This is a genomic window from Sphingopyxis italica, assembly GCF_011926545.1.
GTDB lineage: Bacteria > Pseudomonadota > Alphaproteobacteria > Sphingomonadales > Sphingomonadaceae > Sphingopyxis > Sphingopyxis italica.
On record NZ_JAATIT010000004.1, the window covers coordinates 205,056 to 227,277 of the forward strand.

At 68.5% G+C, this 22,222-nt stretch carries 21 protein-coding genes and 1 riboswitch; of the genes, 6 read left to right on the forward strand and 15 right to left on the reverse strand.

Annotated features, from left to right (window positions below; translation table 11 throughout):
- Positions 1-45 precede the first annotated feature (45 nt).
- The 5 genes from GGR90_RS15380 to GGR90_RS15400 are packed head-to-tail and all read left to right on the forward strand — an operon-like array spanning position 46 to position 6,687.
- Entirely contained in the window at positions 46-768 is a 723-nt protein-coding gene (locus tag GGR90_RS15380) for an OmpA family protein (RefSeq protein WP_167922277.1), read from the forward strand.
- Complete coding sequence (locus tag GGR90_RS15385; RefSeq protein WP_167922278.1) at positions 768-2,162, forward strand: TolC family protein; 1,395 nt, start codon at positions 768-770, stop codon at positions 2,160-2,162. The genes GGR90_RS15380 and GGR90_RS15385 overlap by 1 nt, the downstream gene beginning before the upstream one ends.
- Positions 2,163-2,198: 36 nt before the next feature.
- Complete coding sequence (locus GGR90_RS15390; RefSeq protein ID WP_167922279.1) at positions 2,199-4,346, forward strand: type I secretion system permease/ATPase; 2,148 nt, start codon at positions 2,199-2,201, stop codon at positions 4,344-4,346.
- Positions 4,343-5,425: a cell wall hydrolase gene (locus GGR90_RS15395; protein WP_167922280.1), complete on the forward strand. Its 1,083-nt coding sequence runs from the start codon at positions 4,343-4,345 to the stop codon at positions 5,423-5,425. Before GGR90_RS15390 ends, GGR90_RS15395 begins: the two co-directional genes overlap by 4 nt.
- 2 nt (positions 5,426-5,427) lie before the next feature.
- Positions 5,428-6,687 carry an HlyD family type I secretion periplasmic adaptor subunit gene (locus GGR90_RS15400; RefSeq protein ID WP_167922281.1) on the forward strand — a complete coding sequence of 420 codons (1,260 nt, stop codon included), beginning with the start codon at positions 5,428-5,430 and terminating at the stop codon, positions 6,685-6,687.
- Here the strand turns inward: GGR90_RS15400 and GGR90_RS19705 are convergent.
- From GGR90_RS19705 to GGR90_RS15470, 14 genes are all read right to left on the reverse strand, one after another.
- Positions 6,633-7,616 (reverse strand): transglutaminase-like cysteine peptidase, encoded by a 984-nt coding sequence (locus tag GGR90_RS19705; protein ID WP_167922282.1) that lies wholly within the window; start codon positions 7,614-7,616, stop codon positions 6,633-6,635. The genes GGR90_RS15400 and GGR90_RS19705 overlap by 55 nt on opposite strands.
- Before the next feature lie 137 nt (positions 7,617-7,753).
- Complete coding sequence (gene cobU / locus GGR90_RS15410) at positions 7,754-8,275, reverse strand: bifunctional adenosylcobinamide kinase/adenosylcobinamide-phosphate guanylyltransferase (RefSeq protein ID WP_167922283.1); 522 nt, start codon at positions 8,273-8,275, stop codon at positions 7,754-7,756.
- Positions 8,272-9,729, reverse strand: a complete 1,458-nt coding sequence (locus GGR90_RS15415) for a cobyric acid synthase (RefSeq protein ID WP_167922284.1) — start codon at positions 9,727-9,729, stop codon at positions 8,272-8,274. The genes cobU and GGR90_RS15415 overlap by 4 nt, the downstream gene beginning before the upstream one ends.
- Positions 9,717-10,655 carry an adenosylcobinamide-phosphate synthase CbiB gene (gene cbiB, locus GGR90_RS15420; protein WP_167922285.1) on the reverse strand — a complete coding sequence of 313 codons (939 nt, stop codon included), beginning with the start codon at positions 10,653-10,655 and terminating at the stop codon, positions 9,717-9,719. The genes GGR90_RS15415 and cbiB overlap by 13 nt, the downstream gene beginning before the upstream one ends.
- Entirely contained in the window at positions 10,648-11,616 is a 969-nt protein-coding gene (locus tag GGR90_RS15425; protein WP_167922286.1) for a threonine-phosphate decarboxylase, read from the reverse strand. The genes cbiB and GGR90_RS15425 overlap by 8 nt, the downstream gene beginning before the upstream one ends.
- Positions 11,613-12,332, reverse strand: coding sequence for an adenosylcobinamide-GDP ribazoletransferase (locus GGR90_RS15430; protein WP_167922287.1), 720 nt, complete (start codon positions 12,330-12,332; stop codon positions 11,613-11,615). The genes GGR90_RS15425 and GGR90_RS15430 overlap by 4 nt, the downstream gene beginning before the upstream one ends.
- Entirely contained in the window at positions 12,329-12,898 is a 570-nt protein-coding gene (locus GGR90_RS15435) for a histidine phosphatase family protein (RefSeq protein WP_167922288.1), read from the reverse strand. The genes GGR90_RS15430 and GGR90_RS15435 overlap by 4 nt, the downstream gene beginning before the upstream one ends.
- Positions 12,895-13,911, reverse strand: a complete 1,017-nt coding sequence (gene cobT / locus GGR90_RS15440) for a nicotinate-nucleotide--dimethylbenzimidazole phosphoribosyltransferase (protein WP_167922289.1) — start codon at positions 13,909-13,911, stop codon at positions 12,895-12,897. The genes GGR90_RS15435 and cobT overlap by 4 nt, the downstream gene beginning before the upstream one ends.
- Positions 13,908-14,315 (reverse strand): DUF1636 domain-containing protein, encoded by a 408-nt coding sequence (locus GGR90_RS15445; RefSeq protein WP_167922290.1) that lies wholly within the window; start codon positions 14,313-14,315, stop codon positions 13,908-13,910. Before GGR90_RS15445 ends, cobT begins: the two co-directional genes overlap by 4 nt.
- Positions 14,315-16,270, reverse strand: coding sequence for a TonB-dependent receptor plug domain-containing protein (locus GGR90_RS15450; protein ID WP_167922291.1), 1,956 nt, complete (start codon positions 16,268-16,270; stop codon positions 14,315-14,317). The genes GGR90_RS15445 and GGR90_RS15450 overlap by 1 nt, the downstream gene beginning before the upstream one ends.
- 143 nt (positions 16,271-16,413) lie before the next feature.
- Positions 16,414-16,597: riboswitch (cobalamin riboswitch) on the reverse strand.
- 161 nt (positions 16,598-16,758) lie between these two features.
- Positions 16,759-18,216 (reverse strand): S41 family peptidase, encoded by a 1,458-nt coding sequence (locus GGR90_RS15455; protein WP_167922292.1) that lies wholly within the window; start codon positions 18,214-18,216, stop codon positions 16,759-16,761.
- A 32-nt stretch (positions 18,217-18,248) separates the two neighbouring features.
- The gene (locus GGR90_RS15460) at positions 18,249-18,968 is read right to left on the reverse strand and encodes an RlmE family RNA methyltransferase (protein ID WP_209023801.1); all 720 of its coding nucleotides are present in this window, start codon (positions 18,966-18,968) and stop codon (positions 18,249-18,251) included.
- Positions 18,965-20,053 (reverse strand): Ppx/GppA phosphatase family protein, encoded by a 1,089-nt coding sequence (locus GGR90_RS15465; RefSeq protein WP_381448616.1) that lies wholly within the window; start codon positions 20,051-20,053, stop codon positions 18,965-18,967. Before GGR90_RS15465 ends, GGR90_RS15460 begins: the two co-directional genes overlap by 4 nt.
- A gap of 188 nt (positions 20,054-20,241) precedes the next feature.
- Positions 20,242-20,643 (reverse strand): glycine zipper 2TM domain-containing protein, encoded by a 402-nt coding sequence (locus tag GGR90_RS15470; protein WP_209023802.1) that lies wholly within the window; start codon positions 20,641-20,643, stop codon positions 20,242-20,244.
- A 163-nt stretch (positions 20,644-20,806) separates the two neighbouring features.
- On the opposite strand from GGR90_RS15470, the gene GGR90_RS15475 reads away from it, so the two are divergent.
- Positions 20,807-21,820 (forward strand): esterase-like activity of phytase family protein, encoded by a 1,014-nt coding sequence (locus GGR90_RS15475; protein WP_167922294.1) that lies wholly within the window; start codon positions 20,807-20,809, stop codon positions 21,818-21,820.
- 24 nt (positions 21,821-21,844) lie between these two features.
- On the opposite strand, the gene rpmB is transcribed toward GGR90_RS15475, so the two are convergent.
- Entirely contained in the window at positions 21,845-22,138 is a 294-nt protein-coding gene (rpmB, locus tag GGR90_RS15480) for a 50S ribosomal protein L28 (protein WP_167922295.1), read from the reverse strand.
- Positions 22,139-22,222 lie beyond the last annotated feature (84 nt).

A 22,222-nucleotide genomic window follows, 5' to 3' on the forward strand; every position in this document is an offset into this window, starting at 1 on the left:
GCGCATTTCAGGACCAGAAAGACCTAGTGGGAGGGCGATTAGACCATGGCATATCAACCGGGACAATGGATGGTGGGGGCGCTGGCGGCGCTGGCACTCGTCCAGCCAAGCGGCGCGATGGCGCAGCCGTTCGCCGATCGGCCGATCGGCGAGCTGAAGACCGAAGTGCGGAGCCGTTACGACGCGGCGCTGGCGATGTCGATCGATCCCGCGGTGGCTGCGGCCGATAGCAACAGCTACGCTTGGGCGTCGGAGGCGAAGGTCCAGTGCGGCATCGCGCTGGGGTTCCTGAAATCGAACAGCAAGGACGCCGAAAGCCTGCGCCGCTGCGATTTCGCCTATGGCATGATGACCCGCGCGCCGCAGCCCGCGGCCGAGGTGCCGCTGGTGCCGCCGCCGCCGAGCACCGAAAACTGCCCGCCCGAGGTCGCCTCGACCTTCTATTTCGACTGGGATTCGACCACTCCGCCCGTCGACGCGGCGCAATCGGTCGCTTTCATGGCCGAAAATCGCGCGCGCTGCGGCTGGGCGCACTTCACCGTTGTCGGCCACACCGACCGGTCGGGCCCCGATAGCTATAACGACGGCCTCGCCCTGCGCCGCGCGCACGCGATCGCCGACATGATGGGCGGCGCGGGCATTCCGGCGGGCACGATCGCCGTCTCGGGAATGGGCGAGCGCCAGCCGCGCGTCCAGACCGTCGACGGCCAGCGGACGCCGGAAAACCGGCGCGTCGAAGTCGAAGTAAACGGGATGGGGGGACAGTGATGAAAGCGCAACATAAGCTCGCCGGCTTCGCTTCGGCGCTCGCCATGTCGCTTTTCGCCGCCTCGGCTTCGGCCGAGCCGACCAGCATGCAGAATGTCATGGCGGTCGCGATCGATTCGAACCCGCAAATCCATCAGGCGGAGATGAACAAGCAGGCGATCGAGTTCGAGCTCGAACAGGCGAAGGGCCTCTATCTGCCCCGCATCACGCTCGAAATGTCGGCGGGCGTCCGGCGGCTCGAAAATTCGACGCGCCGTGCGCTCGGCATCGCCGGCGACGAACTCTATCCGCTCGAAGCCGGGATCCGCGCCGAGCAGACTCTGATCGATTTCGGCCGCCGCCGCGGCGAGAAATTGCGCCAGGCGGCGCGCGTCGACGGCGCCGCGCTGCGCGTCGTCGAACGCTCCGAATTCATCGCGCTCCAAAGCGCGCGGCAATATCTCGACGTCCTGCTCCAGCAGCGCGTCGTCGCCGCCGCCGAGGACAATATGACCTTTCACAACAGCCTTGTCTCGGACCTGTCGAGCGGGGTGAGCGCGGGTTCGATCAGCATCGCCGACCTCCAGCAGGCGCAGGAACGCGCCAAGGCGGCGAGCGTGCGCGTCAGCGAAGCGAAGGAGGCGCTGCAAAATGCCAGGATCGAACTGCTCGCGTTGAGCGGGCTTCAGGTCGACGAGGTGCAGATGCCGCCGGCGATGGCCGAAAAGCTCCCCGGCAGCCTCAGCGAAGCCGTCGGCCTCACCCGCGCGCGGCACCCCAAGGTGCTCGAAGCGCAAGCCGATGTCGACGCCGCCAATGCCGAAGCGAAGAAGGCGAAGGGCGATTTCGCCCCGACGATCGGCCTCGAACTGTCGGGCCGGATCGGCGACGATATCGATGCCTTCCGCGGCGAAACGAACGACCTGCTCGGCCGCGTCGTGCTGCGCTGGGATATTTTCGACGGCGGGATCAACCGTGCGAAATATCAGGAGATGGTGCGCCGCGCGAGCGAGAGCCGTTTCCGCCTGCACGAAACCGAACGCAATGCCGAGGCCGATACGCGCCGCGCGTGGAACGCCCGTGAGACGCAGACCGCGGTGTTCCGCGACCTGGTCGATCAGAGCAAGTCGACCGACGAGCTGTTGCTCTCCTATCGCGAGCAATTTTCGGTCGGCCGCCGCTCGCTGCTCGACGTGCTCGACGCGCAGAACACGCGCTTCAACGTTCAGGTCCGCGCTGAAACCGCGCGCTTTTCGGAGATGTTCGCGGTCTATCAGATCCTCGCTTCGACCAACAATCTGCTCGACGCGTTCGACCTGACCGCCCCCGAATCGCGCCGCGTCTATGCGCGCGAAGAGGTCGGTTACGGCCCGCCGGCGCCCGCCGAGCTTCAGCGTCGCCGCTACCCGCAATGATCGTCGGTGGATTGATTCCAAATAGAAAAATTTGACATGTTCCAGGATCAATCCACGATTGCGCGTATCGGCAAGGAGGCGCCGGGCGATCCGCTGATCGCCTGCATCCTCTTCGTCGCGCAGCATTTCGGGCAAAATTTTCAGCGCGGGGCGCTGTCGGCGCTCGCGCGCGACGAACGCGGCTTCCTCCCCTTTCATCAGGCCGAGGCCGCGCTCGACCTGTGCTTGATCAACAACGAGCGGCTCGATGCGCGCAAGGTGCGGCATCTCGCGCGCGAGCTGCCCGCGATCGTCCGCCGCAGCGACGGCAGCTGCGCGGTGCTGCTCGAGGCGAAGGACGAACAATATCTCGTCTGGGAACCCGGCGCCGCCGCGCCCTTCTGGGCCGACGAGGCCTCGGTCGAGGACAGTTACGCCGGACAGGCGGTCGCGGTCGCCGCCGACCCGACCGCGATCCGCGCCGAGGAACGGCCGTGGGACGAGGCCGCGAAGCGCCACTGGTTCTGGAGCGAAGTGCGGCGGATGCGCCGTTCCTTCTATCCCGTGCTCGGCGCGGCGCTGATGATCAACCTGCTCGGCTTCGCGCTGCCGCTGTTCACGATGAACGTCTATGACCGCGTCATCCCGAACAAGGCGGTGTCGAGCCTCTGGGTGCTCGCGATCGGCGCGCTGCTCGCCTTCGCGATCGAATTCACGCTGCGTCTCGCGCGCGCGACCTTGCTCGACGATCTCGGCCGCGACCTCGACGTCAAATTGTCGGAGAAGATTTTTTCGAAGGTGCTGAACATGCCGCTCGCCGACCGGCGCGGCAGCACCGGGATGCTCGCGCGCCGCGTTTCGGAATTCGAATCGGTGCGCGATTTCTTCGCCTCGACGACGATCGTGCTGATCGTCGACCTCGCCTTCCTCTTCCTTTTCCTGATCATGATCGCGGTGCTCGCCGGCTGGCTCGCGCTCGTTCCGCTCGCGATCATCGCCGCGATGGGCGTCGCGGGCTTTTTTCTCCAGCGGCGCATGATGCAGGCCTCGCTCGACAATCAGGCCGACATGAGCATCCAGCACGCGATGCTCGTCGAGGCGATCGGCGGCGCCGAAACGGTCAAGAGCTGCGCCGCCGAGGGGCAGGTGCTCGGCCAGTGGCGCCGGATGGTCGACACCAGCGCGCGGACGCAGGCGGTGATGCGCCGCACCGGCGCCGCCGCGATCAACCTCGCGACGCTCGGCCAGCAATTTTCGGGTCTCGCGCTCGTCGTTGGCGGTTTCTATCTCTTCGACGCGGGCAAGATTTCGATGGGCGCGATCATCGCGATCGTCATGCTCGCCGGCCGCTCGATGGCGCCCGTCGGCCAGCTCGCTTTCCTGATGACGCGCGGGCGCCAGGCGCTGACGACGATGGCGAGCATCCAGCAGATGATCGAAGCGGGCGACGAACGCCGCATGGGCAGCAGCGCGCTGAACCTGACGATCGACAAAGGCGACGTCTCGGTCGAAGGGCTGTGTTTCACCTATCCCGGCGCCGCGGCGCCGTCGCTCATCGGCATCGACCTCAAGATCGCGGCGGGCGAGCGGATCGCGGTCGTCGGCCGCGTCGCGTCGGGCAAGTCGACGCTCGGGCGCCTGCTCTGCGGCCTCTATGCGCCCGAGGCGGGCAATATCTTCATCGACGGGCTCGACAGCCGCCAGCATTCGCCGATCTACCTGCGCTCGCAATTCCGCTTCGTCGGGCAGGACGCGGTGCTGTTCAGCGGCTCGATCAAGCAGAATATGCAATATTGCGCGCCGGCCGCGACCGATGCCGAGCTGCTCGCGACCTTGCAGTCGATCGGCGCCGACCGCTTCATGGGCCGCGACGAAACCGGGCTCGACCGAGGGGCGGGCGAGCGCGGCGGGCAGCTTTCGGGCGGCCAGCGCGGCTTCCTCACCATCGCGCGCGCGCTCGCCTCGCCCTCGCGCCTGCTCTTCCTCGACGAACCGACCGGCGCGATGGACACGCAGAGCGAGCGGCTGTTCATCGAGGCGCTCGATAGCGCGGTTGCGAAATCGCAGACGCTGATCATCGCGACGCACCGCGAGGCGATCCTCCAGATGTGCGACCGCATCATCGTCATCGACGGCGGCCGCATCGTCGCCGACGGCCCGCGCGCCGAAATCCTCGCGCGGACGAGCAGGGAAGCTGCATCATGATCCCCGAACTCCACATCGGGCGCGACGGCGCCGCGCGCGCCGAAGCGCCTTGGGCCGATGGCGATAGGCGAGGCCCGTCGAAGCATCTCAAGCTCGTCCTGCTCGGTCTTGCGCTGGCTGCCGCCGCAATCCTCTTCGCCGCATCGAACGACCGCCTGTCGCGCTTCGTGGCGGGCTGGAACGCCGACCCGGCTCAAACCGCGAAGGCCGCGAAGCAAAAGGCGATCGCGAAGCTGATCACCGAGACCGAAACCGACTCGATCGTCCCGGCGGCCGAGGGCGCCGACGCCGTCGCGCGCAACGCGCTGCTCCCGCTATCGACGCTGCCGGTCGAGGCGGCACGGCCCTTCACGATGCCGACGATCTCGCTGGCGCAGGCGACCAACGCGCAGCGCTGCCTGACGCAGGCGATCTATTATGAAGCCGCGACCGAATCCGACGCGGGCCAGGCGGCGGTCGCGCAGGTCATCCTCAACCGGATGAAGCACCCCGCCTATCCGAACACCGTGTGCGGCGTCATCTATCAGGGCAGTTCGCGCCCCGGATGCCAGTTCAGCTTCGCGTGCGACGGATCGATGCGCCGCCCGCCGGTCCCCGCGCTGTGGCGCCGTTCGGCCGAGATCGCGCGCGCCGCGCTGTCGGGCCATGTCGAGGCGAGCGTCGGCATGGCGACGCATTATCACGCCAATTATGTGCTGCCGCGCTGGGCGCCCAAACTCACCAAGATCGAACAGATCGGCGCGCATATCTTCTATCGCTGGCCGGGATCGTGGGGCAAGCCGCGCGCCTTTTCGGACGCCTATGCCGGCGCCGAATTTATCCCCGCCTTCAGCCAGCTCTATCAGGGCGGCAGCGCCGCCGCCGACGCTCTGCCCGGCGAAGCGATCGCGGCCCCGGGCGCGCCGCCGCCGCGCGACCCGACCGACCACCGCGCCGACAATGACGTCGGCGGCCGCGTCGACGTCAGCAAGGGCTGGGTCCCCAACATCCCCGACCCGGCGCAAAGCCAGTCGCGGTTCGACAGCCTGACGAGCCAGCAGGGCGCCGCCGCCGCGCCCGAATCGCAGCCCGGATCATAGCCATGGGCATCGTCAAATTTTGGCAACGCCTCCGCGGCAGCGAGCAGATCATGGTTGCGGCCGCCGCCGGAATCGTCCTCTTCCTGCTATGGGCGAGCATCGCGCGCGTCGATGAGGTGTCGCGCGGGCAGGGGCGGGTGATCCCCTCGTCGAAGGTGCAGATCATCCAGTCGGCCGAGCCCTCGACGATCCGCGAAATCCTCGTCCGCTCGGGGCAGACGGTGAAGAAGGGCCAGCTCCTCGTCCGCCTCGACAATACGACCTCGCAGTCCGAGCTCGGCCAGCTCGAAACCGAAAACGCCCGCCTCGCCCAGCGCGCGGCGCGCCTCGCGGGCGAAGGCGGCAGCGGCGCCGGCTGCACCGGAACGAACTGCGGCGACGAAGCGCGCCTCGCCGAAGTGCGGCGCTCGTCGCTGCAAAGCCAGCTCGCCGCGCTCTCGGCCAGCGTCGAACAGCGCCGCCGCGACATGGCCGAAGCGCAGGCGACCGCCTCGTCGCTCGAAAGCAGCCTCCGCCTCGCGCGCGAACAGGTGGGGATGCTCGCGCCGCTCGCGGCGAAGGGCGTCGTGCCGCAGACCGAGCTTCTCAGCGCGCAGCGCGAGGTCGTCGATATTCAGGGCCGGCTCGCCGCGGCGCGCCAGGCGATCTCGCGGTCGCAGGCGGCGGTGCGCGAGGCGAGCGCCGAGGTGCAGCGCGCGCGCTTCGACTTCCAGCAGGAGGCGCTTAACGAACGCAGCCAGCTGAGGACGAAAATGGCGGTCAATGAGGAGACGATCCGCGGCGCCGAAGGCCGGCTCGCGCGCTCCGAAATCCGCTCGCCGGCGCGCGGCGTCGTCAACGACCTGCTCGTCAACACCTTGGGCGGCTATGTGAATGCGGGCGAACAGATCATGCAGGTCGTGCCGCTCGGCGACAAATTGCTCATCGAAACGCGCGTCACCCCGCGCGACATCGCCTTCATCAAGGTCGGCGACCCCGCGAACGTCAAGGTCACCGCCTATGATTTCTCGATCTATGGCGGCCTCAACGGCAAGGTCGTCCGCGTCTCGGCCGACAGCATCTATGACGAGGTCGAGCGGCAGGCCTATTTCACCGTCGTCGTCGAAACGACGAACGCCTATCTGACCTCGAACGGCCGCCGGCTCCCGATCACGCCGGGTATGTTATGCGATGTCGAGATCGTGACCGGCAAGAAATCGGTGCTGAGCTATTTGCTGAAACCGGTCTTGAAGGTCAGCGGATCGGCGCTCACCGAACGCTGATTGTTGAGAGCGAGCGTATAGTTTTTCTGCGACGCCGGGATTGCGGCGAGATTGGGTGACGGCTGCGCGCCGCGGTAGGCATGCACCCAGCGTCGGTTGCCGCTGAACGACAGCACCGGGCGCACCGCATTGGCTTGGCTGCCGTCATAGAGCCGGTCGGTCACATTATCGAGCACCAGCTTGCCCGCATCGGTCTGAACGAGCAGAAAGGCATGGTCGGCGTTGGCGGCCAGATCGCGGAGCAGCACCAGCTTCATCCGCCCGGCATCGATCCCCGCGGCGCGCAGCATCTGCATCTTGAGGATCGCGAAATCCTCGCAATCGCCCTTGCCGCGCGCGATCGTCTGTTCGGCGGTCGCCCAGAAATCGCGCTGGCGGTAATTGCGGTCGTCACCGACATAGGCGATTTCGCGATTGACCCACTGGTTGACGCGCGCGAGCAATTCGCGCTCGTTCAGCCCCGGCGCAGCGTTCGCGCGGCGCAGCTTGCCCTGCATCAGCACTGCGGGCGCGGCGTGGCGGACGCGGTCCCAGCGGTCATCGAAACGCGTCCGCCTGACCGGGATCGCGCGCGTGCCGAGTTCGGACGCGGGGTCGGCTTCGGCGAGCGGAGCGAAAAGCGACGACGCTCCGCAATCGGTGAGAGGCAGCGCGAAAGACACGGCATCCCGGCTCGCAGGCTCGAGCGTCTGCCGGACGGGCGGGCGCTCGGAGCTTGCGGCGAGCGGCGCGGCGGCCGCCTGCTCCGCCCGGATGCGGTCGAGCGCGCTCGGTGCGCCGCCCAATATGGCGCGTGCGATGTCGGCCGCGGGTGCAGCGCCTGCGGCGACAGGGCAAGCGGCCTTACCGCCTGTGACCGACTTCGCGTTGACCAGCTTCGGCGCGGCATGCGCCGCCGACGGCGTCAGCGCGAGGACGGCAAATGCCACCGAAGCGGCAAGCCACCGCGACTCGGAAACAGGATGGGCGGATTTGCTCATGCCGCCCGCTTTGCCGGGACGGGGTGAGAATCTGCTTCATGGTCATGGTAAACATAGAATTCACCATGTGCGCCGCGCCGGAGCGATCAGCCCGCCGATTTGAGCGTCAGCGGCAGCGCCGCCGTCAACAGCACGACTTCGGCCGCCGCCGCGGCGACCGACTGGTTGAGCAGCCCCGCCGCGTCGCGAAAGCGCCGCGCCAGCGCATTGTCGGGGACGATGCCCAGCCCGACCTCGTTGGCGACAAGGATCAGCGTCCCGTCGAAGCGCGCGATCGCGTCGCATAATTGCCCCCCGGCGCGCGCTATGTCGGCATCGGCGAGCAGCAGGTTCGACACCCAGAGCGTCAGGCAATCGACGAGCACCACCGCCTCGCCGCCGCTCAGCGCATCGATCGCAGCGGGCAGTTCGCGCGGCGCCTCGACCGTCGACCAGCGCGCATCGCGGTCGGCCTGGTGGCGCGCGATCCGTTCGCGCATCTCGTCGTCGAACGCCTCGGCGGTCGCGATAAAGACCGGGGCGCTCCCGGCCGCCTCGGCGCGCGCCTGTGCATAGCGGCTCTTGCCCGACCGCGCGCCGCCGATCACGAACAGCGATGCGTCGCTCATCCGCCGATCCCCGCGATCCGCAGCATCGCGCCGATGTCGGCGTGCGCGGCGAACTCCGCCGCGATCTCGTCGAGCGCCGCGTCAACGTCGGCGACATAGTCGCGCCCGCTCCCCGCCACATCGATCCGCGCTAGCAACGCATCGCGCAACCGCGCCGAAGCGAACAATCCGTGGAGATAGGATCCGATCACCTTGCCGTCCGCGCTCGCCGCGCCGTCGCTTGCGCCGTCGTCCAACATCGCAAAGGGGCGCTCGGTGCTGGGACCAACGGTTTCGCCCATGTGCATCTCATAGCCGGTGACCGGCGCACCCAGCGCCGTCCCGGTCACCCGCCGCAAGCACTTCGCGGACGAGAGCGTCGTCTCGACATCGAGCAGACCGAGCCCGCGGGCCTCGGCGGTCGCGCCTTCGATCCCCAGCGGGTCGGCGATCCTTTTGCCGAGCATCTGATAGCCGCCGCACAGTCCGACGATCATCCCGCCGCGCCGATGGTGCGCCCGGATGTCGATGTCCCAGCCTTCGGCGCGCAGCGCGGCCATGTCGGCGATCGTCGCCTTCGATCCCGGCAGGACGATCATCGCGGCCTCGGCGGGGATCGGCCGGCCCGGCGGCACCATCGCCACCTCGACCCCAGGCTCGAGCTTCAGCGGGTCGAGATCGTCGAAGTTCGAAATGCGCGGCAGGATCGGGCAGGCGATCATCCGGCGGCCGTCGCGCGGGTCGGCGGGGCGTTCGAGGATCACCGCATCCTCGCTCGGTAGCCGCGCCGCGGCGCTCAGCCAGGGAATGACGCCGAGCCCGTGCCAGCCGCTCCGCCGCTCGATCTCGCGATAACCGTCGTCGAACAGCGCGGGGTCGCCGCGGAATTTGTTGATCAGGAAACCGCGGATCATCGCCGCATCTTCGGGCTCGATCACCGCGCGCGTGCCGACGATCGAGGCGATCACCCCGCCGCGGTCGATGTCGCCGATCAGTATGACGGGCACATCGGCGGCGCGCGCGAAGCCCATGTTGGCGATGTCGCCTTTGCGCAGATTGATTTCGGCCGGCGATCCCGCGCCCTCGACGATGACGATGTCGCACTGGCCGCGCAGCCGGTGATAGCTTTCGAGCACTTCGGTCATCAGCGCGCCGCGCGCTTCGCGGAAATTGCCGCTGCCCAATGTGCCGCGCACGCGGCCGTGAACGATCAGCTGCGAGGTGCGGTCGGCCTGCGGTTTCAGCAGCACCGGGTTCATGTCGCTGTGCGGTTCCACTCGGCACGCCATCGCCTGCAAGGCTTGTGCGCGCCCGATCTCGCCGCCGTCGGCGGTGACCGCGGCATTGTTCGACATATTCTGCGGCTTGAACGGCCGGACGCGGAGCCCGCGATGGGTCAGCGCGCGGCAGAGCGCCGCGACGAGCACCGACTTGCCGACGTCCGACCCGATGCCTTGCAGCATCAGCGCAGCCATGCCGCGCCTCCCGCGATCAGCCACAGCAGCAGGCAGGCGCGCAGGTAGATAGTGAGCGCGCGGTCGATGGCCTCGCCGTCCGCCGTGTTCGTACCGTCGCCGATCCATGGTTTGTCGTGCATGACGCCGTCATAGGCGATCGGCCCCGCGATCCGAAGCCCCAGCGCGCCCGCCATCGCCGCTTCGGGCCAGCCGGCGTTGGGCGAAGCATGCTTGCGTGCGTCGCGCCACAAGACACGCCATCCGCCGCCGCCCGCGAGACACAGCAGCACCGCCGCGAGCCGCGCCGGGATCAGGTTCAAAAGGTCGTCGGCACGCGCCGCCGCCCAGCCGAAGGCGCGCCAGCGGTCCTCGCGGTGGCCGATCAGGCTGTCGGCGGTGTTCACCGCCTTATACGCCCACACGCCCGGCAGGCCGAGCAGGAGCAGCCAGAACAGCGGCCCGGCGACGCCGTCGCAAAAGCTTTCGGCCAGGCTTTCGATCGCCGCGCGCGCGACCCCGCTTTCGTCGAGCGCGGCCGTGTCGCGGCCGACGATCATTGCGACCGCCTCGCGCGCTCCGGCGAGGTCGCCCGCGTCGATCCGGTCGCCGACCGCGCGGACATGGTCGAACAGGCTGCGCTGCGCGAGCGCCGGCCAGGCGAGGATCGCGACGCCGATCCAGCCCCAGCCGTCGAAAGTCGCGAGCAGCAGATGCTGGATGCAGAGGCCGAGGCCGCCGACCGTGACGAGCAGGAGAGCGAGCGTCAGAACGCCCAGACCGCGCCGCTTGGCAAAGCCATATTCGCTGCGGTTCCACCGCGCCTCGCAGCCGGTGATGACGCGCGCGAACAGCCCGACCGGATGGCCCGCACGGCGATACAGCGCGTCGGGCCAGCCGAGCGCCGCATCGAGCGCGAGCGCGGTCAGCGCGACCGGATCAGCCACGCCCAAGCGCCGCGTCGAGCCGCGCCAGCGCATCGGCATCGGCGGGTAGGCCGAGGCGCAGCCAGCGCGGCTGGCTGGCGAAAGGGCGGGTCAGGATCGCGCGCCGCGCCAGCCGCTCGAACAACGCTCGCCCGTCGTCGGCTTCGATCAGGCGAAACAGTGGGCAGGCGCCCGCCGCGCGATAGCCGTGCCGCGCCAGCATCGCGTCGAGCGCGGCCGCCTCGCCGGGCAGGCGCCGCCGCGTCGCGGCGATCCACTCGGCGTCGGCATAGGCGGCGGTGCCGATCGCGATCGCCGCTTCGGATAGCGGCCATGCGCCCAGCCGGTTTCGCAAGGCCGCGGCAATCGCTTCCGGCGCAAGGACGAAGCCCAGCCGCACGCCGGCGAGGCCAAAGAACTTTCCGAACGATCGAAAGACGATCAGCCTTTGATCGTCGGCGACCGACGAGGCGACGCTGTGCGCCGGATCGGCGTCGGCAAAGGCCTCATCGACCAGCAGCCAGCCGGTGCGGCGGGCGAGCAATGCGCGCACAGCATCGGCGGAGATGCTTCGGCCGTCGGGGTTGTTGGGATTGGCGAGGATCAGGTTGCCGCCCACATCGTGCGCCTCGTCCCAGCCGGCTGGCGCGCTTCCCGCGATCATGTCGCCATGCGTGCGATAGCCCGGAGCGATATGGCGCGCGGCGCCGCCGATCAGCGCGCCGACGAGGCGGAGGCCGATCTCGCTGCCCGGCACCGCACAGACATGACGGGGGTCGACGCCAAAATAGTCCGCCGCGACGCGTTCGAGCTGCGCGAGATCCTCGGACTCGGGCAATCGCCGCCAGTCGAACGCCATCGCGGCGGCGCCCGGCCATGGATGCGGATTGATTCCGGTCGACAGGTCGATCCAGTCGCCGTCGCCAAATTTACGCTTCGCGGCCTCGATGCCCCCGCCGTGCCAGGTCCAGCGATCGCTCATGCAAGATGCGCCAGTAGCAGCGCGGCGGCGAGCAGCAGGCTTTCGCCGATTTCGATCCCCGCCCCATGGCCGTCGCCCGAAATGCCGCCGATCTTGCGCGCCAGCCACCAGCCCCACAGGATGAAAACCGGTGGCGCGGCGAGCAGCGACGGCGACACCCACGCCGCTGCGAGCAGCAACGCACCCCAGACCGCGAAATCGACCGGGCGCACCGCATTGCGGAAACGCGAGCCCAACCCGGCGTGCAGGTCGGGCAGCGTGCGCGACCAGACCAGCGGGCCAATCCGCGCCGCAAAGGGGACGAGCGCGACGGCAACGAACGCTTCCCGCTCGATCAGCGCATGGAGCAGCACCAGCTTCGCGATCAGCTGCAACGCGATCGCCACCACCGCGAAACTGCCGGCATGCGGGTCGCCGAGAACGCCAAGCAGCCGTTCGCGGTCCTTATGCGCGGCGCCGCTCGCATCGGCGATGTCGCCGAGCCCGTCGAGATGCAGCGCGCCGGTGGCCGCGACCCAAAGGATCAGCGCGGCGAGCGCGCCGGTCCACGGATCGACCCTTGCCCCCGCCCAGCCCAACCCCGCGACGATCGCGCCGACGATCAGGCCAACGACGGGAAACCAGCGCATCGACGCCGCGAATTCTTCGTTCGACACCGTGATGCGCGGCGTCGGCAGGCGCGTCAGGAACTGGATCGCGACGATCAGCCCCTTCATGCGGCGAGCCCCGTGATCTGCGCGCTTGGTCGCTCGCCGGGCCAGACGTTGAGCGACAGGCGCGCCGCATAGGGCAGGTCGAACGCCCAGAGCTGGCGCTGATCGAACCCGCACAGGATATGCAGCGCCGCGCGCATCGCCCCGCCGTGGGTGAAGACCAGCGTCGGGCGGGGCGCAAGATCGGCGATGGCGGCCGATATGCGCGCGACCAAAGCCGACCAGCTTTCGCCGCCCGGCGGCGGATTGGCGTCGGGATCGTTCCAGAACCGGCCCAGCGCCTCGCGGTCGACCCTGCTCGCCGCCCGGCCGTCCCATTCGCCGAAATCAAGTTCGCGCCAGCGCGGGTCGATCGTCAGCGGCAGGCCCGTCGCGTCGCCGATCGCCTCGCCCGCCGCGCGGCAGCGCCGCAGGTCCGACGCGATCAGCCGCTCGATCCCCAAGCCCTCCGCCCGCGCAACACACGCGGCGATCCCCGCTTCGGTCGGCGCGCCGTCGGTCCGCCCCATCAGCAGTCCCGGCGTCGCGGGCGCGCCGTGGCGCAGCAGGTGGAGCGCGAAGCCGGTCACAGCGACGCCGAAACCGCGGCCTCGGCAAAGGTCGCCATCCGGTCGTGCGCGGCGAGCGCGCTGCGCACGATGTTCGCCGCGACCGCCGCCCCGCTGCCTTCGCCGAGCCGCATATCGAGCGACAGTAAAGGGTCGAGCCCGAGCAGCGCGAGCAGGCGCTTGTGCCCCGGCTCGGCCGAGCAATGGCCCGCGATGCAATGGTCCACAATCGCCGGATTTTCGGCCGCGAGCGGCGCGATCGCCGACGTACAGATAAAACCGTCGAGCAGCACCGGCACGCGAAGCTGGCGCGCACGCAGGACCGCGCCTGCGATTGCCGCGATCTCACGCCCGCCGACGCGGCGCAGCGTCTCGAACGCCGTTCGCGGCGCGGCGCCATGGAAGGCGAGTGCGCGTTCGATGACCTCCGCCTTGCGCGCGACGCCGTGCCCGTCGACGCCGGTCCCCGGTCCGACCCATCCCGCGACCCCGCCCGCGAAGCTGCGCGCGCAGAGCGCGGCGGCGGCGGTCGAGTTGCCGATCCCCATCTCGCCGAGCACGAGCATGTCGAGCCCCGCCTCGACCACCGCCGCGCCGCGGTTCAGCGCGTCGAGGCATTCTTCCTCGCGCATCGCGGCATCGACCGTGAAATCGGCGGTCGGCCGGTCGAGGTCGAGCGCGACCACCGTCAGCTCGAGCCCCGCCGCCCCCGACAGCGCGTTGATCGCCGCGCCCCCGTTCGCGAAATTGGCGACCATCTGCGCGGTGACGCTCGGCGGAAAGGCGCTGACGCCGTGGACGGTGACGCCGTGATTGCCCGCGAAGATCGCCGCACGCGCATGCTCGATCCGCGGCCGCGCGCGGCGCTGCCAACCGGCGAAAAAGATCGCGAGATTCTCGAGCCGGCCGAGCGAGCCCGCCGGCTTGGTGAGTTCCGCCTGCCGCACCCGCGCATCGGCGGCGGCATCGGCGTCGGGTTCGCGGAGGTCGGCGAGCGCGGCCTCGAAAGCGGCGATCGAAGCGAAGCCGGTCATTCCGCGATAAATCCCGGCGGCGGGGTGCGCGTGATGAAATGGCCTTTGACGCCCTCGGGCCACAGCGAATAGGCGACGCGGCCATGCTCGCTCGCGGCATGGAGAACCGCATAGTCGAGGATCGCGCGCGCCGAATCCGCGTCGGCCTGAAAGCGGCCGAGCACATAGCCGATCTTGCCGGGCGCGCGCAGGTGGACGGTGCAATGATCCTGGCAGGCGAAGAGGCACGCCATTTCCTGCACCGCGATCCCGGCATAGCGCGGTTCGGCCGCCTTGAGGCGCGTCAGCGCCGCGGCGAGCCGCGCGCCGCCGCGCACGCCTTCGGCGTCGTCCCGCGCCTCGCGGCTGTGGCGGCAGGTGCTGCACACCACCACCGCGGGGCCCGGATCGACGCACGTCAGCATCAGAACCGCCCCCGGACGCCGGCATAGATGCTGCGGCCGAGCGAGCCATAGCGATACGCCGTCATATATTGCTCGTCGAAGAGATTCTCCGCCCGCGCGAACAGTTTCACCGCGTCGGACAGCGCAACTTCGGCGCGCAGATCGACGAGCGTATAGTCGTCGAGGCGCCGGGCATTGCTCGCATTGTCATAGCTCTTGCCCGACCAGCGCAATGCCGCGCCGAGCTCGAGCCCGAAACCGAAGGCGTAGCTCGCCGACGCATTGGCGCTGTGGCGCGGTCGGCGCGGCAACCAGTTGCCGAAATTGGCGCTGTCTTCGGAGCGGTCCTCGGCGACGATCCAGCTGTAATTGCCGTCGAGCGTCAGCCCGCCGAGGTTCAGCGCCGCCGCCGCTTCGACGCCATGCGCCTCGCTGCGCGCGACATTGAGATAATAGCCGAAGCGCGGCGTCGGCGGGTTGCTGCCGGGCACGGTGCAGAGCGGGTCCGTCGTGGGCGACGAGCAGCCGTTATAGATGATCTGGTTCGTCGTCGTGCGATCGAACCAGGTCGCGCCGACCACCAGCTTGTCGCCGAACAGATGCTGCTCGACCCCCGCTTCCCAGCCATGCGCTTCCTCGGGGTCGAGCCCGACATTCCCATATTCGCTGAACAGCTGATAGAGCCCCGGCGCCTTGAACCCCTCGCCATAGCTCGCGCGCAGCACCGTTCCCGTTGGCAGCCGCCACACGCCGCCCGCGGCGAACAAGGTCTGCCCGCCATAGCGGCTATGATCGTCATAGCGGACCCCGCCGTTCAGCGTCAGCCCATCGACGGGCTCGATGCTGAGCTGCCCGTAAGCACTCGTCAGTTCGGCCTTGCCGCGCACGAAGTCCGGCACCGGCACGCCGAGCGATGCCGAAGGCGAGCGGCTGCGAAAGTTCGACCGCTCATTCTCGGCCCCGAAGATCGCGGTGATCCGGTCGCTGACGTCGAAGCTGCCCTGATATTCCCAGCGCTTGTTCTTGCCGTCGGCCTCGAAGCTGCGCGGCCGTTCGCGGTCGGGGTTGAAATTGTCGCGGTTGGTGTCGGTATAGGCATAGGCGATCCGGTTGCGGAACCGTCCGCCGACGAGGTCGAAATTCAGCCCCGCATAGCCGACGAACTCCTTGTTCTGCCCATAGTCGTTGCTGTCGGTGTTGAAGCCGTCGAACTCGACCCGGCCGCTTGAATAATATCCGCGCACCTCGGCGCTGACATTGTCGGCGAGCGCCAGTTCGGCGCGGCCCGAGACGTTGGTGTTGCGATAGCCGTCGCGCTCGGTCCCGCCGAACGCCCTGGCGTGCGACGAAATGCCGTCGGTTGCGAACCGCTGGCCCCCGATGCGCCAGGCGAGCGGACCGGTGCGCCCGCCGATCGCCGCGCGCGCGTTCACCGTCTCGCGCGACCCCGCCTCGAGGTCGAAGCTGCCTTCGAGGGTCTTTTCGGGCGATGCGGTGACGATGTTGATCACGCCGCCGATCGCCTGGCTGCCCCACAGGATCGACTGCGGCCCGCGCAGCACCTCGATCCGGTCGATATCGCCCGCGAGCAGATTGGCGAAGTTGAAGCCGCCGCCGGTCGACGACGGATCGTTGAGCTTCACCCCGTCGATCACCGTGACGGTATGTTCGGACTCGGCGCCGCGGATGCGCAGCGAGGTCGAGGTGCCGTAACCGCCGTTGCGCGAAACGCTGATCCCCGGCGTACGGAGCAGCAGTTCGGTGACGCCGATATCCTGCGCGCGGTCGATCGTCGCCTTGTCGAGCACCGCGACCGACGACGGGATTTCGTCGAGCGTCAGCGGCGCGCGCGTCGCGGTGACGACGATGCTGTCGGCGTCGGCCGCGACCGCGTGCGCGGCTTCGTCGGCGGAGGCGGTGGAGGAAGCCGCAACGGCGGCGAGGCAGATCGAACTTCGGTAAATGACTTGGAACATTGGAGTACCCATCGACAATGCCGCCCATGCGCGCGGCCGATGGCTCGTCCTTTGGGGACGCACGACATCGCCCGCGCACCTGCGCAGCCAGCTTTGTCGTCATGCGGGTTCACCCCCGTCCGCCCGGCACACCCTGTCCGCGCGAAAGACGACGGCGACGGGCAGGTCTCCTGGCTTGCGGGTCAGCGCCGGTCGGCCGCCTTCTCGGGACCGGGGTCCCAATGGCATGTGGCCGATGGCTCGCCGCGTACAGTTGCAGGGGCAGCCGGGGTTTTCCCGTTCCCTCTTAGTCTCCGTCGCCGGAGAACCTGTCGCTTGCCGCGGCCGTTAGCCCCGTTCGGGGGGTGCGGTCAATCGCTCTCCGGTCATGTCTGCTTTTGATTTTTCCGTCATCCCGGCGAAGGCCGGGATCTCGCCGGTGCATCGGGACGAGACGGTGAGATCCCGGCCTTCGCCGGGACGACGATTCAATTAAGAATGACCATGCTCTAAAACAGCCCCGGCAATTCGCGCTGCGCCGCGCTCGGGCGGTCGGGGACCAGCATGGTGGGCGGCGCCGCGACGGCGAAACGCCGGTCGCGCGAGGCGGTGCGGGCGCTCGCGTCGGCGATCCGCGTCGGGCAGGCATTGCCGGCGAGAAAGTCGATCGCGGCGCGGATCGACGCTTCGCGCGGGTCGCCGAGCGGGAAGCTCAGATCGTCGTTCGCGGCGCAGCTGTTCGCGATCTTCGGCGCCAGCCCGTCATAATAGTCGCTCTGGCCGCTCGCGTTGCCCGTGCCGAATGCGACGACGCGCATGCGGTCGTCGCATTCGGCCTTGTCGAGCGCGATCTGGCCGACCGGCTTGCCATAGGTGTTGCTGCCGACCAGCGTCATATCGGCGCCGAGCCAGGGCAGCATCGAATTGATCACCAGCTCGCTCGCCGATGCGGTCGACCCGGTGCCGATGAAGGCGATCCGCGTCGGCGCGATCGATTGCGCGCCCGGATCGAAGCGATGTTCGTCGTCCTCGGCGGATTTGCTCGGCCGGAAACGCGTCTGCGAAAAGAGCTCGCCGGCGCGTCCCGCGCCCAGCAGGTCGCCCATCAGATTCGCCGTCGAAACGAGGCCGCCGCCATTATAGCGGAAATCGATGATGATGTCGGTGACGCCCTGCGCGCGGAAATCGGCAAAGGCGTTCGTCAACTGGCCGTCCGCCGACGCGATGAAGGTGCGGAGGTTCAGATAGCCATAACTCCGGCCGCCCTCGCTGATGATCTTGGCGCCATAGCGGTCCGACACCGGGTCGAGCGCATAGTCGGCCTTGGCGACGGTGACGTCGCGCGTGCCCGCCGCGTCGGTGATACGCAGCACGCGGCTCACCCCCGGGTCGTTCGCGCCGAGCGCATCGGTGAGTCCCTGGACTCCCTCGGCGGCGACGATGCTCGCGACGCTCCGCAAATTGCCGCTGCTCGTGCCGATCCCGACGATCGCGGTGCCGCGGTCGATCCCCGCCGCAAAGGCCGGCGCGCCTTCATAGGCTTCGGCGATGACGATGCGCTGATTGACCGAATCATAGGCCATGAGCACGCCGAATCCCGCGCTCGATCCGTTCGCGAAGAAGGCGTTCTCCTCGGCGATCGAGGTGATGTAGGTGAAGAAACGATCCTTGTTCAGCGCGCGCGCCGGGGCGACCAGCGCATCGATATAGGATTGGACGTCGCCATAGGCCCCGGGGTTGACGCTCGCGACGTCGCCCGGGAACAGATACCATTCGTCGATCACCGCCTTGGCAAAGGATTGGCGCGAGGCGAGGGCGCACGTGGGCGTCGGGGTCGGCGTCGGGCTTGGGGTCGGGGTGACGGTGACGGGGCCGCCGCTCAATGTCCCTCCATCGCCGCCGCCGCACGATGCCAGCATCAGCGCCGCGAGCGTCACAGCCGCGACCGGCCGCCTCGACTTGACCATCAAAACTCTCCCCCGGTTCGACCCTTCGATGTTTACTCGGCTTCCGCCTCGCGATCCTTGTGCTGGCCCTTGAACCCCTGCGCGATGACATAGAGTTCGGGCGATCCCTTGCGGCTCGCGGGCGGCTTGGCGTGCTTTACCGTTGAAAAGTGTCGCTTTAGTAAAGTCAACAGCTCGCGGTCGGCGCCGCCCGCGAACACTTTCGCCACGAAAGCGCCGCCGGGCAGCAAATTCCGCACCGCGAAATCGGCGGCGGTTTCGGCGAGGCCGATCGTGCGCAGATGGTCGGTCTGCGGATGGCCGACGGTGTTCGCCGCCATGTCCGAAATGACGAGGTCGGGCGCGCTGCCGAGCGCCTCGATCAGCGCATCGGGCGCGGCGTCGTCCATGAAATCCATCTCGAGAATCTCGACTCCCTCGATCGGCTCGCAGGCCAGCAGGTCGATCCCCGCGACGCGCGCGCGGGGATTCGCCTTGCGCACGACCTGCGACCAGCCGCCGGGCGTGATGCCCAGGTCGACGACCGCACGCGCTTTCTTGAGCAAGCCGAATTTCTCGTCGATCTCGATCAGCTTGTACGCGGCGCGCGAGCGATAGCCCTCGGCTTGCGCGCGGCGCACATAAGGGTCGTTCAATTGCCGTTGCAGCCAGCGCGTCGACGACACGCTGCGCTTCTTCGCGGTCTTGACCCGCACATGCAGCCCGCCGCGCCCCCCCGATCCTTTGGCGCTGCCGCCCTTGCCGCCGCTCATTTGCGATATTCGCGGCGCGTGACGGGAATGTCGCGGCCCTGCATCGCCAGCGTGCGCAATATGCCTTCGCGGATGCCGCGGTCGGCGACGCCGACGCGCGCGGCGGGCCACAGGTCGATGATGCTCTCGAGGATCGCACAGCCCGCGACGACCAGATCGGCGCGCTCGCGGCCGATGCAGGCGATTTCGGCGCGGTCGGCGATGCTCGCGTCGGCGAGGCGGCGGCTGATGTCGCGCATCGCGTCGGTGGGGACGACGAGCCCGTCGACCGCGCGCCGGTCGTAACGCGGCAGGTCGAGGAAGACGCTGGCGAGCGTCGTCACCGTGCCGCTGGTGCCGAGCAGGCGCAGCGGCTCGCCGGCAAAGCGTTCGGCGCGTGCGGCAAAGGCGGCAAAGGCCTCGCGCGTCACGCCGCGCATATGCGCATAGGCGGCCTGCCGGCCCGCCAGGCTGTCTTCGGGCAGCGGGGCGTGCTCGGTCAGCGACACGACGCCCCACGGCACGCTGATCCAGTCGTGAATCCGGACGTCCTGGTCGGACACATCGACGTGCATCAGCTCGGTCGAGCCGCCGCCGATGTCGAAGATCAGCGCCGGGCCTTCGCCGGGTTCCATCAGATTGTGGCAGCCGAGGACCGCCAGCTTCGCTTCCTCGGCGGCCGAGATGATGTCGAGCACGATGCCCGTCTCGCGCCGGACGCGTTCGGCCAGCTCCGCGCCGTTGCTCGCGCGGCGGCACGCCTCGGTCGCGACCGCGCGCGACAGCGAGACATGGCGGCGCCGCAGCTTGTCGGCGCAGATCGTCAGCGCGGCGACGGTGCGGTCCATCGCGGCGTCGCTGATCCGCCCGCTGCCGTGAAGCCCTTCGCCCAGCCGCACGATGCGCGAAAAGGCATCGATCACGACCAACTCGCCATTTTGCGGGCGCGCAATGAGGAGCCGGCAATTGTTCGTGCCAAGGTCGATCGCGGCATAGCTGCGCGGCCGCGTCACCGGCATCGGGCGCACGTCGCCGCCCGTTTTTCGTCCTTGACCCGCCGGGCCGGGCCGCGGCGGTCGCCCTGATGGCGCTGCCATTTGCCGCATGGCTATTATACCTGTCTGCTCACGCGTCCGCAAAACCGCGGACGTGCACTTGCGGCAAACCTAGGCTTCCCGCGCCGTCATGGCAAGGCCTCCGCCCCCGGATCCTCGGCGCAAAGAAAAACCCCGCCCGGCGAAAGCCGGACGGGGCGAAAGGGGGAGAGGAAATTATTGGGGGTCGGGACAGCCTCTTAACGGCAGCCGTCATTCCCCTTGTCGATCGCGCGGCCGGCGAGGGCGCCGACGGCGCCGCCGATGATCGTGCCGACCGTGCGGTCGCCGCGACCCGCGATTTCGTGGCCGGCGAGGCCACCCGCGATCGCGCCGATAATGGTGCCGCCGGTGCCCTTGTCGCACTGGCGATAGTTGCGGCGGTCGCCGCGGTAATAATTGCGGTTCGAACGATAATCGCGGCGGTTGTCGCGGCGATAGTCGCGGCGGTCGTAACGGCGGTCGTCGCGGCCATAGCGGGCATCATAGCTCGAATAGCCGTCGCGGTCGTACCAGCCGTTCTGCGCCGCGGCGGGAGTTGCCAAGCCCAGCGTCGCGGTGGACATCAGGGCGGCGATCGAGAGAGTCACCATCTTTTTCATCGTCATTCTCCTTTTTCGTCGTTTGGCCCTTCGGGGCTGTGGTCGATGAAGATGTTTTGCCCGATTCGCATTGAGCGAAGCCTGAACATCATTGTTGGCTGCCGTTCAGCTTCCGGCGCCGAAACGCTTTCCTTTCGCATCCGCGCACCCTAACCCCGCCGCGATGCGCCGCCGCCTCCTCACCGCCGCCCTGATCTTTGCCCTCCTCGGGCCGATGCCCGGCACCGTCCTGCGCTTTACCGAAATCGACCTGACCCAAAGCATCGCCGCGCGCCCGATCGCCTTCGCGCCGGAAAAGGAGGGTGCGGTCCGCTTCGTGCGCGGCTGGCACCTCGTCAGCCCGAACAGCCGCTTCGGCGGCTTCTCGGCGCTCGCGCGGATCGGGGCGGACCGATTTCAGCTCGTCGGCGACAATGGCTATGGGACGCGCCTGACGCTCGATTTGCGGGGAGCGGTTTCCGATGTCCGGATTCGGCCGCTGCCGACCCCCGACGGGCGCCCGGCGCGCAAGTCGATGATCGATGCCGAGGCGATGTTCGTCGATCCCGCCAGCGGCAAAAGCTGGATCGCGCTCGAGGGGATCAACCAGATCTGGCGGCTCGACGCCGACCTCGCGGCCATCGAAGCGCGCCGCAAGCTGCCCCGGCCGCGCTGGCCCTCGAATCGCGGCCCCGAAGCGATGGTGCGGCTCACCGACGGCCGCACGCTCGTTCTTTCGGAAGACGCCGACGATGATCCGCGCGGGCGCGAGGCGCTGCTCTATATCGGCGATCCGGCCGAGCCCGGCCCGGCCCCGACCCGCTTCTTCTACGCATCGGACGGCCGCGGTGCCGTCAGCGATGCCGCGTCGCTGCCCGACGGGCGCATCCTCCTCGTCCACCGGCGGCTCGGTTTCGATCCGGTGTTCACGACGATCCTGTCGGTCGCCGATCCCGCCGACATTGGTAAAGATGCCATCCTGCGATCGCGGACGATCGGCCGCGTGCCCCGGCCGCTCGCCGAAAATTACGAGGGCGCGGCCGTGTCGGTCGAAAACGGACACACCTTCCTCTGGCTCGTCGCCGACAATAATTTCAACGTCTGGCAGCGCAGCCTGCTGCTGCAGTTCGAGCTGGTAGATTTGCCGCCGAAAGGACGCCAGACAGCAAAAAGGCCGCGCGGTAATCCGGCGGCCTGATTGCATCGGCAATTCGAAGGAGCGTTAAGCGGCCTTTTCGGCCAGCTTCTTCGTCACTTCCTTCTTCACCTTGCGGGCGTTCGACGACAGCTGGTCGTCGCCGGCCTTCAGCAGCCAGTTGTCGAGGCCGCCATTATGCTCGACCGAACGCAGGCCGTGCGTCGACACGCGCAGCTTGACGCCCTTGCCGAGCGCGTCCGACAGCAACGTCACATTCTGCAGGTTCGGCAGGAAGGTGCGCTTGGTCTTGTTGTTGGCGTGGCTGACATTGTGGCCAACCTGGCGGCCCTTGCCGGTCAGTTCGCAGATGCGCGACATGGTCTTCGTCCTCGTCTAAAAAACTGGGTCAAAAAAATTTCAGGTCGGCGTCCGGACACTTCCCGTAAAACGGGGAGCACAAGA

Coding starts and splice junctions, on each gene's coding strand:
- GGR90_RS15380 (WP_167922277.1), top strand. CDS start 46: ATGGCATATCAACCGGGACAATGGATGGTGGGGGCGCTGGCGGCGCTG.
- GGR90_RS15385 (WP_167922278.1), top strand. CDS start 768: ATGAAAGCGCAACATAAGCTCGCCGGCTTCGCTTCGGCGCTCGCCATG.
- GGR90_RS15390 (WP_167922279.1), top strand. CDS start 2,199: ATGTTCCAGGATCAATCCACGATTGCGCGTATCGGCAAGGAGGCGCCG.
- GGR90_RS15395 (WP_167922280.1), top strand. CDS start 4,343: ATGATCCCCGAACTCCACATCGGGCGCGACGGCGCCGCGCGCGCCGAA.
- GGR90_RS15400 (WP_167922281.1), top strand. CDS start 5,428: ATGGGCATCGTCAAATTTTGGCAACGCCTCCGCGGCAGCGAGCAGATC.
- cobU (WP_167922283.1), bottom strand. CDS start 8,275: ATGAGCGACGCATCGCTGTTCGTGATCGGCGGCGCGCGGTCGGGCAAG.
- GGR90_RS15415 (WP_167922284.1), bottom strand. CDS start 9,729: ATGGCTGCGCTGATGCTGCAAGGCATCGGGTCGGACGTCGGCAAGTCG.
- GGR90_RS15425 (WP_167922286.1), bottom strand. CDS start 11,616: ATGAGCGATCGCTGGACCTGGCACGGCGGGGGCATCGAGGCCGCGAAG.
- GGR90_RS15430 (WP_167922287.1), bottom strand. CDS start 12,332: ATGAAGGGGCTGATCGTCGCGATCCAGTTCCTGACGCGCCTGCCGACG.
- cobT (WP_167922289.1), bottom strand. CDS start 13,911: ATGACCGGCTTCGCTTCGATCGCCGCTTTCGAGGCCGCGCTCGCCGAC.
- GGR90_RS15445 (WP_167922290.1), bottom strand. CDS start 14,315: ATGCTGACGTGCGTCGATCCGGGCCCCGCGGTGGTGGTGTGCAGCACC.
- GGR90_RS15450 (WP_167922291.1), bottom strand. CDS start 16,270: ATGTTCCAAGTCATTTACCGAAGTTCGATCTGCCTCGCCGCCGTTGCG.
- GGR90_RS15455 (WP_167922292.1), bottom strand. CDS start 18,216: ATGGTCAAGTCGAGGCGGCCGGTCGCGGCTGTGACGCTCGCGGCGCTG.
- GGR90_RS15460 (WP_209023801.1), bottom strand. CDS start 18,968: ATGAGCGGCGGCAAGGGCGGCAGCGCCAAAGGATCGGGGGGGCGCGGC.
- GGR90_RS15465 (WP_381448616.1), bottom strand. CDS start 20,053: ATGCGGCAAATGGCAGCGCCATCAGGGCGACCGCCGCGGCCCGGCCCG.
- GGR90_RS15470 (WP_209023802.1), bottom strand. CDS start 20,643: ATGAAAAAGATGGTGACTCTCTCGATCGCCGCCCTGATGTCCACCGCG.
- GGR90_RS15475 (WP_167922294.1), top strand. CDS start 20,807: ATGCGCCGCCGCCTCCTCACCGCCGCCCTGATCTTTGCCCTCCTCGGG.
- rpmB (WP_167922295.1), bottom strand. CDS start 22,138: ATGTCGCGCATCTGCGAACTGACCGGCAAGGGCCGCCAGGTTGGCCAC.